This window comes from Roseateles sp. GW835-FHT13E02 (genome assembly GCF_058794035.1).
Genome location: NZ_JBXAGJ010000036.1, coordinates 1 through 14,116, shown reverse-complemented (window position 1 = coordinate 14,116; position 14,116 = coordinate 1). Strand labels below are relative to the sequence as shown.

The following is a 14,116-nucleotide window of genomic DNA, read 5'->3' as shown; positions in this document are numbered from 1 at the left end:
TTCGCTTACCATCGAAGCATGGATGACACACCCTTGCCGCCCCGCGGCGCCGGCTTTGCCGATCAAGCCCTGGCCGCATTGGCTCAGGCCATGGGCGAGCCGGCGCGTGCGCGCATCTTGTGCTGCCTGCTCGATGGCCATGCCCGCACTGCGACCGAGCTGGCGGCGGCGGCCGAAATTGCCGCATCCACGGCCAGCGCCCATCTGAGCCGCCTGGTCGCGGCCGGCCTGCTGCGTTGCGAGGTCCAGGGGCGTCATCGCTACCACAGCCTGGCCGGGGGCGAGGTGGGCGCTGCGCTCGAGGCCCTGCTGGTGCTGGCGGGCCGCCAGCACAGCGAGGCCTTGCCGCGCTTTGAGCCAAGCACGCCGCCCGAGCTGCGCGAGGCCCGGCGTTGCTACGACCACATGGCCGGCGAGTGGGCCGTGCGCTGGCACGAGCACCTGCTGCAGCAAGGCTGGTTGATCGTACAAGCCGAGGACGCTCGCAGTTATCAGCTGAGCCCGGCGGGCCAGGACGCGTTGGCGGCTTTGGGTCTGGATCTGGGGGCGGCGCTGCGCCAACGGCGCCGCTTCGCCTGCCCCTGCATGGACTGGAGCGTGCGCCGGCCGCATCTGGGCGGCGCCTTGGGCGCAGCTTGGCTGGCGCTGCTGGAACGCAAGGCCTGGGTGGAGGGCGCGCTGGACAGCCGCGCCCTGCGCATCACGCCGCGCGGTCGGGCGGGCTTGCGTCGCCTGCTCGGCGAGGCCTGAGCCGCGCCCGCGCCCGGCGCATCAATCCTCGTCCTGGAAGCGCTGGCGGATGTCCAGCACCTCGTCCCAGTGCTCGAAGAAGACGCGCACGCAGTCCGGGTCGAAGTGGCTACCTGCATGGGCTTTGATGTGGGCGGCGGCGGCCTCCAAGGTCCAGGCTTTTTTGTAGGGGCGCTCGGACGTCAGGGCATCGAAGACATCGGCCACGGCGACGATGCGGCTGAAGATGGGGATGGCCTCGCCCTGGAGGCCTTGCGGATAGCCGGTGCCGTCGTATTTTTCGTGGTGGCCCAGAGCGATGGCGGCGCCGGCCTGCAGCACCAGGGAGGAGCTGTCCTTGAGGATCTCGTAGCCGTAGCTGGCGTGCAGCTTCATGATCTCGAACTCTTCCGGCGTCAGGCGGCCGGGCTTGAGCAGGATGCTGTCGGTGATGCCGACCTTGCCGATGTCGTGCATGGGGGCGGCTTCCAGCAGCAGTTCCTGGTCGGCAACGGGCAAGCCCAGGCCGCGCGCGATCAGCTCGGAGTAATGCGCCATGCGCAGGATGTGGGCGCCGGTCTCGGGGTCGCGGTACTCGGCCGCCTTGGACAGGCGGATCACGGTCTCGCGCTCGCGCTGAACGATCTGGTTGGTGGCCTTGCGCACCTCCTCGGCCAGCCATTCGGCGCGGTCGGCCAGCTTGGCGCGGGCTTCGTTCAGGGCCTCCAGCGCGGCGTTCGCTTGCTGGCGCGCGGTCTCGGCGGCGGCGTAGGCGCCGGCGTTGTCCAGGGCGATGGCGGCGTAAGCCGACAGGGTGCGGAAGATCGATTGCTCGCGTTCGCCGTAGGCATGGCTGTCCACCGACTGCACCGACATCACGCCCAGCAGCCGGTCGCCGATCAGCAGGGGCGAGAACATCATGCTCTGCGTTTCCAGTGGCCCCATCAGATGCCCGGGCGGATGGCTGCGGGGCGCGGACGGGAAGAACAGTTCGCAGCGTTCGCGGGCACAGCGTGCGGTCAACGATTCGGGATCTTGCAGCGAAATCAGCGGCGAGGGGAAGCGGTGGCGCGCCTCATTGATGAAGGCGGCTTTGAGCGCATGGCCGCCCGGCTCCAGCAGGTAGACGAAGAAGGAGGTGGTGTCCAGCAGCTGACCGAGGTGGCGATACAGCGCGGCGAAAACGGCGTCGGTGTTGAGGCTGCCGGTGATCTCGCGGCCGATGCGGCCCAGGGTCTCCAGCGTGGCACTGGCCTCCTGCAGCTGTGCGGCGCGTTCGCTCTCGGCCTGCGCCAGGCGGTGGTGGTACTCGGCCTCGGCACGGGCCAAGGCGCTCTCCTGCCGCACCTGCATGGCCATGGCGCGGTTGCGCGCATCGTCCAGGCGCTTGTTGTCACGCGCGGCTGCGGCGGCCTGGCCGTAATGGCGAGCCTGCGCGGCATCACCGGTGGCAGCGTAGGCATTGGCCAGCTCGTCGAGCAGGTCGCTGGGCAGGATGTAGCCCTTGATGCTGCTGGCCATTTGCAAGGCCTGCAGCAGGTAGTGCAGGGTGGGGCTGGCGGCCGTCATGCCCTCGGGGGCGGGCAGGGCGTATTGCTGGTAGAGCTCGGCGAAGACGCGCAGCACCTTGATCTGCTCATCGGCGCTGCCCAGCTCGCGGGCATTGAGCAAGGCGGCCGAGATCTTGCTCAATGCCTGCTCGGGCTCGCCGAGCCGACCCAGGGCGCTGGCCTGACCGCGCCAGCAGCGCAGCAGATAGAAAGGCTCGCCCAGATTGACGGCAATGGTCTCGGCTTGCAGAAAACAATCCAGCGCCGCCGCCGGCTCGCCCATGTCCAGGGCCACATCGCCCTGGTACTGCAGGGCCAGGCTGTAGCGGCTGGCGTGCTGCAGGGCCTGCATGGACTCTAGCGCCTCGTTCAGGATGGCGTGGGCCTCGGGCAGGCGGCCCAGCAGGCGCAGCACATTGCCGGTCTGCATCTGCGCGCCGCCCAGGGTGCCGGGCCAGCCGCAGGCCTGGGCCTGGGCCAGGGCCAGCTCGTCCCATTCCAGGGCGGCATCCAGGTCGCCGAGCGACGCAAAATTGTCCGCGCCATTGCTGGCTGAAAACACGGCGTGGCGGATCTGGCCGCTTTCCATGGCCGCGTGGTGGGCCTGCAGAAAATGCTTGATCGCCATGCCCAGCTCGCCGGTGAAGGCGGCCACCAGGGCATTGGCGCTGCTGACCCAGGCTTGCAGGGCCGGGGGCAGGGGCTGGGGCAGACCGGCGAATTCGCTGTGCAGCCGTGCCGCCGTGCCGGTGGTGTCGCGCCAGGCCGCATGGTTCAGGCGCATGGCGCGCACGATCTGCTGGCGCTCGGCGTCCCCGGCGGCGCGGTAGTCGTCTTGCGCCTGTTGCAGGCAGGCGTCGCGTGTGGCGCTGTCGCCATGCTCGGTGCACAGGGCGGCGCGCAGCAACTGGCCGTCACCGCAGCCGACGCGGTCGCCCAGCTGGGCGAAGTTCTCGACCGCAGCCTCAGCGTACTGCTCGGCCGCATCGAGCTGGGCGAACAACCAGGCCACCTCGCCCAGCACCAGCAAGAGTCGTGCATGGCAGGCCTGGCTGCGGGCTTCATCCCAGCTCACCTGGGCCAGCCATTCCTCGGCCTCGTTGACCAGCAGCAGGGCGCGCTTGCAGTCGCGCTGGCGCAGATGCCAGGCCAGGGGCAGCAGCACGCTCAGGCGCGCTTCACCCTGCAGCTCGGTCAGGGCCGATTCCAGGGCAGTGACTTCGTGGTTGAGTGCAAACAGATCCATGGCTGACAAAGATTCCTCCCCGGTCCGTCGTCGCGGCCTTCAGGTCATCGGCCAGTATCAGCGTGAACCCAAGGACGGATTTCAAGCCCGCGGGGAATTCGTCAAGTATTTCAGGCCCGGCGGCGCTTTGCGCGCCGCGGTTCTTCAAGCCGTCACATGGCGGCCGGCTTGTGCCGGCCGCTGCCGAGATAGGTCTCGACCACACGACCGTCGCCGGCCAGGGCGGCGGCCGGGCCTTGCAAGGCGATGGCGCCGGTCTCCAGCACATAGCCGTAGTCGGCCACCTCCAGCGCCGCGCGGGCGTTCTGCTCCACCAGCAGCACGCTGACGCCGCGCTCGCGCAAGGTGGTCACGATGCGGAAGATCTCTTTCACCACCAGCGGTGCGAGGCCCAGGCTGGGCTCGTCCAGCATCAGCACCTTGGGCCGGGCCATCAGGGCGCGTCCCACGGCCAGCATCTGGCGCTCGCCGCCGGACAAGGTGCCGGCCAGCTGCTCGCGCCTCTCCAGCAGGCGTGGGAACAGCTCGAAGACCTGGGCCAGCTGCTCGCGCCAGTCGCGCTGGCCCAGGCGCAGCGGCCGGTAGCCGCCGAGCAGCAGGTTGTCTTCCACGCTCATGGTGGTGAAGAGCTCGCGCTTTTCCGGCACCAGGGCCAGGCCGCGCATCACGCGTTCTTCCAGGCTCAGGCCGGCAATGTCCTCGCCGTCCAGCAGGATGCGGCCGCGTGCCGGCAGCACGCCCATCAAGGCGTTCAGCGTGGTGCTTTTGCCGGCGCCGTTGGGGCCGATGACCGTGACCACCTGGCCGGCCGGCAGATCCAGATCGAGGCCGCTGAGCACCTCGGCGCGGCCATAGCCGGCGTGCAGGCCGCGCACGCTCAGCAAGGGTGTGGGGGAGCTCATGGGTTCAGCGTCCTGGCAGAGGCATTCAATGTTCGGTGCCGAGGTAGGCGGCGCGCACCTCGGGGCTGGCCTGCACCTCGGCCGGCGTGCCTTCGATCAGCTTGGTGCCGAACTCCATCACCACCAGGCGGTCGGTCAGGCCCATCACGAACTCCATATCGTGCTCGACCAGCAGCACGCTCAGGCCTTCGCGCTGCAGCTGGCGCAGCACCTCGGCCAGGGCTTGCTTTTCCTTGTGGCGCAGGCCGGCGGCAGGCTCGTCCAGCAACAGCAGGGCGGGGTCGCTGCACAAGGCGCGGGCGATCTCCATCAGGCGCTGCGGGCCCAGGGCCAGATTGCCCGCCAGTTCATGCGCTTGCTCGGCCATGCCGATGCGGCGCAGCTGCAGCTCGGCCTCGCGGAACAGGCGCTGCTCCTCGGCGCGGTCCAGGCGCAGCAGGGCGCGCAGCGTGCCGCTATGGCCGCGCAGATAGGCGCCCAGGGCCACGTTCTCCAGCACCGTCATCTCGGCCATCATCTTGACGTGCTGGAAGGTGCGCGACACGCCGCGCCGGGCGATCTCGCGCGAGGGCAGGCCTGACACATCTTCGCCGCGGAAATGCACGGAGCCGCCGCTGGCCGGCAGCACGCCGGTGATGAGGTTGAAGGTGGTGGACTTGCCGGCGCCGTTGGGGCCGATCAGGCCGATGATCTCGCCGGCCCGGATGCCGAAGCTGACATCGTTCACGGCCACCAGGCCGCCGAACTGTTTGCGCAGGCGCTCGACCTGCAAGAGTGGCTCGCCCGCCTGCGGCTTGGCGCGCTGGGGCAGGGGCTCCGCCTGGCTCCAATCCTGCATTCGCCGCGGGCTGGGCCACCAGCGCTGCAGCAGCTGCTGGGCATAGGGCCAGAGCCCGCGCGGCGCATGCTGCAGCACCAGCACCAGCACGATGCCCAGCACGATGATCTCGAAATTGCCATTGCTGCCGAGCAGGGCGGGCAGCAGCTCTTTCAGCTGGTCTTCCACCAGCTTGAACACCCCGGCGCCGACAAAGGCACCCCAGACACTGGCGACGCCGCCGACCACGGCCATGAACAGGTACTCGATGCCCATCTTCAGGCCGAAGGGGCTGGGGTTGACCGTGCGCTGCACATGGGCGAACAGCCAGCCGGAGGTGGACGCCAGCAGAGCCGCCAGCACGAAGATGATGACCTTGTAGCGGAAGGTGGACACACCCATGGCCTCGGCCATGGTGACGCCGCCGTTCAGCGCACGGATGGCGCGGCCCGGTCGCGAGTCCAGCAGATTGCGCACCGCCAGCGCGGCCAGCAGGGCGATGCCCCAGATCAGACCGTAGATGGCGCGGCCGTCCTGCAGGCTGAGGCCGAAGAGTTGCAGCGCCGGCAGGCCGAGGATGCCGTCGTACTTGCCCAGCACCTCCAGATTGGCCATGCTGAAGTTGAGGCTCAGCGCCCAGGCGATGGTCGCCAGCGGCAGGTAATGGCCCGACATGCGCAGGGTCAGCAGGGCCAGCAACCAGGCCACGCCACCGGTCAGCAGCCAGCCCGCCAGCAGGCCCAGCCAGGGCGAGAGTCCGAACTGGGTGCTCAGCAGCGCCGTGCTGTAGGCGCCCAAGCCTACGAAGGCGGCTTGCCCGAAAGAGGTCAGGCCGCCCACGCCGGTCAGCAGCACCAGGCCCAGGCTGACCAGGGCGAACATGCCGATGTAGTTGAGCTGGGTGATCCAGAACTCGGGCACCGGCAGCAGGGGCAGGGCAAAGAGCAGGGCCAGGCCCAGGATGGGCAGCAGGAGGCTGCGGTTCAGTCGCATGGTCACGGCTCAATGCTCGTCAGAGTGCGGGTTGCGCAGCGAGCGCCACAGCAGCACCGGCAGGATGGAGGTGAAGACGATCACCTCCTTGAAGGCGCTGGCCCAGAAGGAGCTGAAGGACTCCAGCAGCCCCACCAGCACCGCGCCCAGTGCCGCGCCGGGATAGCTGGCCAGGCCGGCGAACACTGCGGCGACGAAACCTTTCAAGCCGATCAAAAAACCGCTGTCGTAAAAAATCGTCGTGGTCGGGCTGATCAGCACGCCCGAGAGCGCGCCGATGAAGGCCGCCATGGCCAGGGACAGGCGGCCCGCAGCCGTGCTGGAAATGCCCATCAGCCGCGCACCCAGCCGGTTCACCGCTGTGGCCCGCAAGGCCTTGCCGTAGAGGCTGCGCTCGAAGAACAGCCAGAGCAGCACGATCAGGGCCAGCGAGGCGAGCAGGATGATCACCGTCTGCCCGGCCATGAACAGCGGGCCCAGGGTGAAGCTGCTGTCCCAGAAACTGGGGTTGCGCGAGCCCTCGGCGCCAAAGAACAGCAGGCCCAGGCCGGTCAGGCTGAAATGCACGCCGACCGAGACGATCAGCAGCACCAACACCGAGGCGTCGGCCAGCGGCTGGTAGGCCAGGCGGTACAGCAAGGGGCCCATGGGCGTGACAATGGCCAGGGTCAGCAGCACCTGCAGCAGCAAGGGCAGCTGCAGCGGCGCCGCCCACCAGGCCAGGGCGCTCAGACCCAGGGGCAGGGCGGCGGCCTGGACCACCCGCCGCAGCAGGGGCGTGGCCGCCTCACCCGCCCGCCACCCGGCCCCGAGGTCGAGCAGGGCGACCAGGCCGGTCAGACTCAGCAAAAACACCACAGTGCCCGGCCTTTGGCCTTGCTGCAGGGCGGCCAGGGTGAGCGCGCCGAAAGCCACGAACTCACCCTGCGGGATGAAGATCACCCGGGTCACGGTGAACACCAGCACGGTGGCCAGGGCCAGCAGGGCGTAGATGGCGCCATTGCTCAGGCCGTCGAGCAGCAGGATGCTGGCGATTGATAAATCCATGGAGAGGCAGTGGCAGCGAGAGCGTGGCGGATGCGTCCGACTCTAAACAAGTGAGGGCCGGGCGCCGCTCGGGACAGGGCCGCATTGACAAACCGGCCTGCCGCTAGACTGCCTGCTTCGCCCTTGTTTGCATTCTTGCCCGCCATGCCCGGCCACGCCCCTTTGCTCGAAGTTGATGGCCATCTGGCCCGCATCACCCTGCGCCGGCCTCGCCTGGCCAACCGCCTGGAGCCCAGCGACTTGCTGGACTTGCAGGCGCAGCTGCAAGAGGTGAATGCGCGCGAGGAGCTGCGCGTGCTGCTGCTGCGCGGCGAGGGCCGGCATTTCTGCAGTGGATTCAATATCGACGCGGTGCCGGGCCTCGACGCCGGCGCCCTGTTTGCCGAGCTCAGTGATGCCTGGGAGAATGCCCGCCCGGTGACCGTGGCCCAGATCCAGGGCGGCGTCTACGGCGGCGCGACCGACCTGGCCCTGGCCTGCGATTTCCGCCTTGGGCAGCCGGCCTGCGAGATGTTTGTGCCGGCGGCCAAGCTGGGCCTGCATTTCTACCGCGGCGGCATGGAGCGCTATGTCAGCCGCCTTGGCCTGCCCTGGGCCAAGAAGGTCTTGCTGGCGGGTGCCACGCTGGACGCGCAGGAGATGCTGCGCAGCGGCTTTCTCGACCAGTTGCTGCCCGATGCGGCGGCGCTGGAAACCGCCACGCAGGAACTTGTGGCCCAGCTGCTGGCCATGGCGCCGCTGGCGCTGCTGGGCATGAAGAAGCACTTGAATGCGATCGCGCGCGGCCAGCTGGACCCGGCTGCGCTGCAGGCCGACATCGCCCGGGCCAATGCGTCCAGCGATCTGGCCGAGGGCGTGGCGGCCTGGCAGGCGCGCCGTACGCCGCGTTTTGAGGGGCGCTGAAACGCTCGGCGGCCGCATGTTTGCCGGGGTCCGACAGGGGCTGCAAGGCCCGTGTTTGGGGCGCTCTAGGGGAATCCCCTCCCTCTGTGTCTGGGGCCGGCGGGCGGCGCCGGCGCCGGATCGGCCTCCAGATGGTGGAAAATAGCGGGGTTCGCCCATTCGGGCGGCGGCTTCGGCAACGGAGTCACCGGCCCGGCATGGCTAGCTCCCACTAACTCACTATCAGGACCGACGTGGCCAAGGACAGTACTAAAACGACCATCGAAGCCGATGGTCTGCGTTACCGCTCTAAAGCACCGGGTTCGCCGTTCGCGGCGACCTCTTCCTTTGGTGCCGCAACCATGTCGTGCTTTTTGTGCGGCAAGCACCGCCCGCGCGCGATGCTGAAATCCAAGAAGCTCTTGGGCAAGTCGCAGCCCGTCTGCGCACCGTCGTGCAAGGAACTCGACGAACAACTCAGCAAGGGCTGAGCGGACACGCCAGCGCGCCCCGAGTGGCGCGCTGCGTTCCAGAATTCAACGCCGGCGAGCCTGGCCCGCTCAGGCCTGCTGCCGGAAGCAGCGCCCGCACACCGCCCGGTAGCGGGCGTTGCCACCAATTTCCACTTGATTGCCTTCGGTGACCTTGCGGTTGTTGGCGTCGACACGCATATTCATCGTGGCCTTGCGGCCGCAGTCGCAGATGGTCTTCATCTCGTCCATCTCGTCCGCCAGAGCCAGCAATGTGGCGGATCCGGGGAACAATTCGCCCTGGAAATCGGTGCGCAAGCCGTAGCAGATCACCGGCACATTGCGCACATGCGCCAGCTCATGCAGCGCCCAGACCTGGGGTTTGAGTAGAAACTGCGCCTCGTCAATCAAGACGCAGGACACCTCCGGCAGTTGTAGCGGCAGGGCCAGGAAATCCGTCTCGGGCCCAAACACCTCCGCCTCGCGCTGCGGCCCCAAGCGTGAGGTGATGGTGCCGCGCCCGTAGCGATCGTCGATCTGCGCGCTGAACAGCCGCACGCGGTGGCCGCGCTCCTCGTAGTTGTGCGCCACCTGCAGCAGGGCGGTGGATTTGCCGGCATTCATGGCCGCGTAACGAAAAAACAGTTTGGCCATGTCGAGGGGCTCGGGCTGCAAAAAGGTTGGAAAGCCAGCCCGGGAGGGCGAATTGGCGCGCCCAGCGCCCGCATCTGAGGGGGAGGGGCCGGCCGGCGTGCGCGATTGTGACAAAACCTGGGGCAAGCGAGGTAGTCAAAGCCACGCCCGGCCGCCTACTATGGTTCAGAGGGCAGAGGAAAGCAGTCCAGCACATTCAGGCCTAGGCGCCCCTCGCGCTGATGGTCGGCACCGTGAACCCGCGACAACAATGAGCAAAGACACCTACACCAGCGTCAGTGACAACGGTCTGCGTTATGAGTCCAAACTGGGCGGTTCGCCCTTTCTGGGCAGCGGTCATACCCGCTCTTGCTTCAAATGCGGCAAACACCGCACCCCCAACAACCTGATGTCCAAGCGCGTGCTGGGCCGCACCGAAGTGGTGTGCAAGCCGGCCTGCGTGAAGCCGGAAAAGCAGGCCTGAACGAAACTGCTCCGGCGGCTTGCTCGCCGAGCGCTCAGGCAGCGAGGCCGGCCGAGGGCGGGGGCGTCCAGCGATCCGGATTCAGGATCAGCAAGCCTTGAGCCCGCGCACGTTTGGCCAGGACCAGCACGGCGCGGTCGCGCGACAGCAGCCATTGCGCCCGCTGAGCCAGGGCCAGGTCGATGAACTTCTGATCATCCGGGTCGCGGCAGACCAGGCGCACGGCCGGAGGGCTGGCGCTGGCGATCATCTGGCAATGCTGCTCGAACTGGCTTTCGATCCAGGCGAGATCGGGTTTGAACTGGGCGGCGACCCCGCGGCCCAGCACATGGCGAAGCTCGTCGAGCATGGCCGTCTCGCCGATCCATTGCACCTGCCGGCCGACCACGGCCTGTGCCAGAGCCTGCACTCGCGGGTCGCGAAACACCAGCCAGTCCATGATGACCTGGGTGTCGATGACGATGCGCGGGGCGGTGTGGGCGGAATCGGTCGCTGGGGAATCGGGCATGGGAAGCCGCGGCCAGGCCGCTTGAAATCGGATCGTGTGGCGGGTTGCGGTCGTGTGCGGCAGGGCCTGCGGCCTCGGGTCCGCAAGCGGGCTGAGCGGCCCGGAACTTCGGCAAAGCGAGGCAGCATAGCGCCTTCCGAAGCCCTGGCTTGTGTGTTCTCGTTGATCTGATCTACAATCGCGGGCTCTTCAGCAGGCCTTGCTGAGAATTTTCCATGGATTCACGGAATGCCGCCGGCGGTGAACAAACCCGCTGGCGATTTGTCACTGGATCTTTGTGAGGATTTCAGGCGTGTGTCGCATCCCGCGTTGGTGCCGGGTGTGCCGCGTCAGCCGGTCAAGGTTTGCGCTCATCCTGAGTGATGCTGCTGAAGTGTGTGACTTCAAACGGGAACAAGTTACTTATGCCAACCATCAATCAGCTCGTGCGCCACGGCCGTCAGGCCGAGGTCACGAAATCCAAGTCGCCGGCAATGCAGAATTGCCCGCAACGCCGCGGCGTTTGCACCCGCGTCTACACCACGACTCCGAAGAAGCCGAACTCGGCTCTGCGTAAGGTTGCCAAGGTGCGCCTGACCAACGGTTTCGAGGTCATCTCCTACATCGGCGGTGAAGGCCACAACCTGCAAGAGCACAGCGTGGTGCTGGTGCGCGGCGGTCGTGTCAAGGACTTGCCGGGTGTGCGTTACCACATCGTGCGCGGTTCGCTGGACTTGCAAGGCGTGAAAGACCGCAAGCAGTCGCGTTCCAAGTACGGCGCGAAGCGTCCGAAGAAGTAATCAAAGAGTCATGTCGGCCCGGCATTCTGCTGGCGCCAGGCGTTTTTGCGGTTTCAGCCATTCCCAAGATTGGCCGCTACCGAGTAAGTGGATGCCCCAGAAGTCGGTGGTCATCCAAAGGTGCAGGGCAGTTGCCCGTACCCACTGAAGCAAGAGGAAGAATCCCATGCCACGTCGTCGCGAAGTACCCAAGCGCGAGATCCTGCCTGATCCCAAGTTCGGCAATGTTGATCTGTCCAAGTTCATGAACGTCATCATGGAGTCGGGCAAGAAGGCGGTTGCAGAGCGCATCATTTACGGTGCTCTGGAACAAGTCGAAAAGAAGGTTGGCAAGGACCCGCTGGAAGTGTTCCTGGTTGCCTTGAACAACGTCAAGCCGATGGTCGAAGTGAAGTCCCGCCGCGTTGGCGGTGCGAACTACCAAGTTCCCGTGGAAGTTCGTCCCGTCCGCCGGATGGCTCTGGCCATGCGTTGGTTGAAGGAGTCGGCCCGCAAGCGTGGTGAAAAATCCATGTCGCAGCGTCTGGCCAACGAGCTGCTGGAAGCAGCTGAAGGCCGCGGCGGCGCCATGAAGAAGCGTGACGAAGTTCACCGCATGGCCGAAGCCAACAAGGCCTTCTCGCACTTCCGCTTCTAATTTACTTCGATTCAGCCGCCTCGGGTTTCTACTGACCCGCTGGCGGCTCCTGCCTTTCTGGAGTGACATCATGGCACGCAAGACCCCCATCGAGCGCTACCGCAATATCGGTATCTCGGCGCACATCGACGCTGGCAAGACCACGACGACCGAGCGTATCCTTTTCTACACCGGTGTGAACCACAAGATCGGTGAAGTGCATGATGGCGCGGCCACCATGGACTGGATGGAGCAAGAGCAAGAGCGTGGTATCACCATCACCTCGGCTGCGACCACCTGCTTCTGGAAGGGCATGGACATGTCCTACCCCGAGCACCGCTTCAACATCATCGACACCCCCGGACACGTGGACTTCACCATTGAAGTTGAGCGTTCGATGCGTGTGCTCGACGGTGCTTGCATGGTTTACTGCGCTGTGGGTGGCGTGCAGCCCCAGTCGGAAACCGTCTGGCGCCAAGCCAACAAGTACAAGGTGCCTCGTCTGGCCTTTGTGAACAAGATGGACCGTACCGGCGCCAACTTCTTCAAGGTCTACGATCAGATGCGTCTGCGTCTGAAGGCCAACCCTGTGCCCGTGGTCATCCCCATCGGCGCTGAAGAAAACTTCAAGGGCGTGGTTGACCTGATCAAGATGAAGGCCATCTTCTGGGACGAAGCCTCCCAGGGCATGAAGTTCGACTACCGCGACATCCCTGCCGAGCTGCAGGCTGATGCGCAAAAGTGGCGCGACAACCTGGTTGAAGCCGCTGCCGAGTCGAATGAAGACATGATGAACAAGTACCTGGAGTCTGGCGAGCTGAGCGAAGCCGAAATCCTGGAAGGCATCCGTGCCCGTACGCTGGCTGCTGAAATCCAGCCGATGTTCTGCGGTACCGCGTTCAAGAACAAGGGCGTGCAACGCATGCTGGACGGCGTGATCGACTTCCTGCCCTCGCCGGTGGACGTTCCTCCCGTGCCGGGCACGGACGAGAACGACCAGCCGTCGTCGCGCGATGCGTCCGACGATGCCAAGTTCTCGGCTCTGGCCTTCAAGCTGATGACCGACCCCTACGTCGGTCAGCTGACCTTCGTGCGCGTCTACTCGGGCGTGCTGAAGTCGGGCGACTCGGTGTTCAACCCGATCCGCGGCAAGAAGGAGCGTATTGGTCGTATTCTGCAGATGCACGCCAACCAGCGTGAAGAAATCTCGGAAATTCTGGCCGGCGACATCGCTGCTTGCGTGGGCCTGAAGGACGTCACCACCGGTGAAACCCTGTGCGATCCGGAAGCCGTGATCACCCTGGAAAAGATGGTCTTCCCTGAGCCCGTGATCTCGCAGGCCGTGGAGCCCAAGACCAAGGCTGACCAGGAAAAGATGGGTATCGCCCTGGGCCGTCTGGCCAAGGAGGATCCGTCCTTCCGCCTGCGTACCGATGAAGAATCGGGCCAGACCATCATTTCTGGCATGGGCGAGCTCCACCTGGAAATTATTGTCGACCGCATGAAGCGCGAGTTCGGCGTGGAAGCCAACGTCGGCAAGCCGCAAGTGGCCTACCGCGAAACCATCCGCAAGTCGGCCACCGACGTGGAAGGCAAGTTCGTGCGTCAGTCGGGCGGTAAGGGTCAGTACGGTCACGTCGTGCTGACCGTCGAGCCGCAAGAGCCGGGCAAGGGCTTCGAGTTCGTGGACGCCATCAAGGGCGGTGTGGTTCCTCGCGAATTCATCCCGGCCGTGGAAAAGGGCATCATCGACAGCCTGCCGAATGGCGTGCTGGCCGGTTACCCCGTGGTGGACGTGAAGGTCACGCTGACCTTCGGTTCGTACCACGAAGTGGACTCGAACGAAAACGCCTTCAAGATGGCCGCTTCGATGGGCTTCAAGGACGGCTGCCGCAAGGCATCGCCCGTGATCCTGGAGCCGATGATGGCCGTGGAAGTCGAAACGCCGGAAGACTACGCCGGTACGGTGATGGGCGATCTGTCCAGCCGTCGCGGCATGGTCCAAGGTATGGACGACATGGTCGGCGGTGGCAAGATCATCAAGGCCGAAGTTCCGCTGTCGGAAATGTTCGGTTACTCGACGACCCTGCGTTCCGCCACCCAAGGCCGCGCCACCTACACGATGGAGTTCAAGCACTACGCTGAAGCTCCGAAGAACGTGGCTGACGCCATCATCACCGCCCGCGGCAAGTGATGACCCTGAAGCGCTGAATCCTCCAACCGAGGCTTCCGCGCTTCTTCTCATTCGAGATCGTCTTTCTCAGGTTCTGCCCGGTTGCCAGTCGCCGGGAATCGCAGGCCTGAGGGAAACGCTAAACCCTGAGACTGGCGACCTGTTCTTTTTGGAGCAATTGCAATGGCAAAGAGTAAATTTGAACGCACCAAGCCGCACGTCAACGTCGGCACCATCGGTCACGTGGACCATGGCAAGACGACCCTGACGGCTGCGATCGCGACCGT

14 protein-coding genes are annotated in these 14,116 nt (G+C 65.9%); 8 read left to right on the top strand and 6 right to left on the bottom strand.

Features of this window, described 5'->3' with window-relative positions:
• Positions 1–18 precede the first annotated feature (18 nt).
• On the top strand, positions 19–750 hold the full coding sequence (locus tag AC1Q6P_RS23200) for a helix-turn-helix domain-containing protein (RefSeq protein ID WP_492666135.1): 732 nt from the start codon (positions 19–21) through the stop codon (positions 748–750).
• A 21-nt stretch (positions 751–771) separates the two neighbouring features.
• Here AC1Q6P_RS23200 and AC1Q6P_RS23195 read toward each other — a convergent pair whose 3' ends face one another.
• The 4 genes from AC1Q6P_RS23195 to AC1Q6P_RS23180 all read right to left on the bottom strand — a co-directional run bounded on the left by AC1Q6P_RS23195 (position 772) and on the right by AC1Q6P_RS23180 (position 7,284).
• Complete coding sequence (locus AC1Q6P_RS23195; protein WP_492666134.1) at positions 772–3,525, bottom strand: HD domain-containing phosphohydrolase; 2,754 nt, start codon at positions 3,523–3,525, stop codon at positions 772–774.
• 152 nt (positions 3,526–3,677) lie between these two features.
• Positions 3,678–4,427, bottom strand: coding sequence for an ABC transporter ATP-binding protein (locus tag AC1Q6P_RS23190; RefSeq protein WP_492666133.1), 750 nt, complete (start codon positions 4,425–4,427; stop codon positions 3,678–3,680).
• Positions 4,428–4,452: 25 nt separating this feature from the next.
• Entirely contained in the window at positions 4,453–6,237 is a 1,785-nt protein-coding gene (locus AC1Q6P_RS23185) for a branched-chain amino acid ABC transporter ATP-binding protein/permease (RefSeq protein ID WP_492666132.1), read from the bottom strand.
• Between the two features lie 9 nt (positions 6,238–6,246).
• Positions 6,247–7,284: a branched-chain amino acid ABC transporter permease gene (locus AC1Q6P_RS23180; RefSeq protein ID WP_492666131.1), complete on the bottom strand. Its 1,038-nt coding sequence runs from the start codon at positions 7,282–7,284 to the stop codon at positions 6,247–6,249.
• Between the two features lie 144 nt (positions 7,285–7,428).
• Here AC1Q6P_RS23180 and AC1Q6P_RS23175 point away from each other — a divergent pair, with 144 nt between their 5' ends.
• Positions 7,429–8,187: an enoyl-CoA hydratase/isomerase family protein gene (locus AC1Q6P_RS23175; RefSeq protein ID WP_492666130.1), complete on the top strand. Its 759-nt coding sequence runs from the start codon at positions 7,429–7,431 to the stop codon at positions 8,185–8,187.
• Between the two features lie 233 nt (positions 8,188–8,420).
• Positions 8,421–8,657 (top strand): hypothetical protein, encoded by a 237-nt coding sequence (locus AC1Q6P_RS23170; protein WP_102766008.1) that lies wholly within the window; start codon positions 8,421–8,423, stop codon positions 8,655–8,657.
• Between the two features lie 69 nt (positions 8,658–8,726).
• Here AC1Q6P_RS23170 and AC1Q6P_RS23165 read toward each other — a convergent pair whose 3' ends face one another.
• Entirely contained in the window at positions 8,727–9,290 is a 564-nt protein-coding gene (locus tag AC1Q6P_RS23165) for a thymidine kinase (RefSeq protein WP_492666129.1), read from the bottom strand.
• Between the two features lie 250 nt (positions 9,291–9,540).
• On the opposite strand from AC1Q6P_RS23165, the gene AC1Q6P_RS23160 reads away from it, so the two are divergent.
• On the top strand, positions 9,541–9,753 hold the full coding sequence (locus AC1Q6P_RS23160) for a hypothetical protein (RefSeq protein ID WP_102766009.1): 213 nt from the start codon (positions 9,541–9,543) through the stop codon (positions 9,751–9,753).
• A 34-nt stretch (positions 9,754–9,787) separates the two neighbouring features.
• Here the strand turns inward: AC1Q6P_RS23160 and AC1Q6P_RS23155 are convergent, their stop codons facing one another.
• Positions 9,788–10,261, bottom strand: a complete 474-nt coding sequence (locus AC1Q6P_RS23155; protein ID WP_492666128.1) for a putative toxin-antitoxin system toxin component, PIN family — start codon at positions 10,259–10,261, stop codon at positions 9,788–9,790.
• A 404-nt stretch (positions 10,262–10,665) separates the two neighbouring features.
• Here AC1Q6P_RS23155 and rpsL point away from each other — a divergent pair, with 404 nt between their 5' ends.
• The 4 genes from rpsL to AC1Q6P_RS23135 all read left to right on the top strand — a co-directional run.
• The gene (rpsL, locus tag AC1Q6P_RS23150; protein ID WP_102766011.1) at positions 10,666–11,040 is read left to right on the top strand and encodes a 30S ribosomal protein S12; all 375 of its coding nucleotides are present in this window, start codon (positions 10,666–10,668) and stop codon (positions 11,038–11,040) included.
• A gap of 166 nt (positions 11,041–11,206) precedes the next feature.
• Positions 11,207–11,677, top strand: a complete 471-nt coding sequence (gene rpsG / locus AC1Q6P_RS23145; protein WP_102766012.1) for a 30S ribosomal protein S7 — start codon at positions 11,207–11,209, stop codon at positions 11,675–11,677.
• 70 nt (positions 11,678–11,747) lie between these two features.
• Positions 11,748–13,850: an elongation factor G gene (fusA, locus tag AC1Q6P_RS23140; RefSeq protein WP_102766013.1), complete on the top strand. Its 2,103-nt coding sequence runs from the start codon at positions 11,748–11,750 to the stop codon at positions 13,848–13,850.
• A gap of 162 nt (positions 13,851–14,012) precedes the next feature.
• On the top strand, positions 14,013–14,116 hold a 104-nt coding region (locus tag AC1Q6P_RS23135), incomplete at its 3' end, for a GTP-binding protein (RefSeq protein WP_310388397.1).

Coding starts and splice junctions, on each gene's coding strand:
- AC1Q6P_RS23200 (WP_492666135.1), top strand. CDS start 19: ATGGATGACACACCCTTGCCGCCCCGCGGCGCCGGCTTTGCCGATCAA.
- AC1Q6P_RS23195 (WP_492666134.1), bottom strand. CDS start 3,525: ATGGATCTGTTTGCACTCAACCACGAAGTCACTGCCCTGGAATCGGCC.
- AC1Q6P_RS23190 (WP_492666133.1), bottom strand. CDS start 4,427: ATGAGCTCCCCCACACCCTTGCTGAGCGTGCGCGGCCTGCACGCCGGC.
- AC1Q6P_RS23185 (WP_492666132.1), bottom strand. CDS start 6,237: ATGCGACTGAACCGCAGCCTCCTGCTGCCCATCCTGGGCCTGGCCCTG.
- AC1Q6P_RS23180 (WP_492666131.1), bottom strand. CDS start 7,284: ATGGATTTATCAATCGCCAGCATCCTGCTGCTCGACGGCCTGAGCAAT.
- AC1Q6P_RS23175 (WP_492666130.1), top strand. CDS start 7,429: ATGCCCGGCCACGCCCCTTTGCTCGAAGTTGATGGCCATCTGGCCCGC.
- AC1Q6P_RS23165 (WP_492666129.1), bottom strand. CDS start 9,290: ATGGCCAAACTGTTTTTTCGTTACGCGGCCATGAATGCCGGCAAATCC.
- AC1Q6P_RS23160 (WP_102766009.1), top strand. CDS start 9,541: ATGAGCAAAGACACCTACACCAGCGTCAGTGACAACGGTCTGCGTTAT.
- AC1Q6P_RS23155 (WP_492666128.1), bottom strand. CDS start 10,261: ATGCCCGATTCCCCAGCGACCGATTCCGCCCACACCGCCCCGCGCATC.
- rpsL (WP_102766011.1), top strand. CDS start 10,666: ATGCCAACCATCAATCAGCTCGTGCGCCACGGCCGTCAGGCCGAGGTC.
- rpsG (WP_102766012.1), top strand. CDS start 11,207: ATGCCACGTCGTCGCGAAGTACCCAAGCGCGAGATCCTGCCTGATCCC.
- fusA (WP_102766013.1), top strand. CDS start 11,748: ATGGCACGCAAGACCCCCATCGAGCGCTACCGCAATATCGGTATCTCG.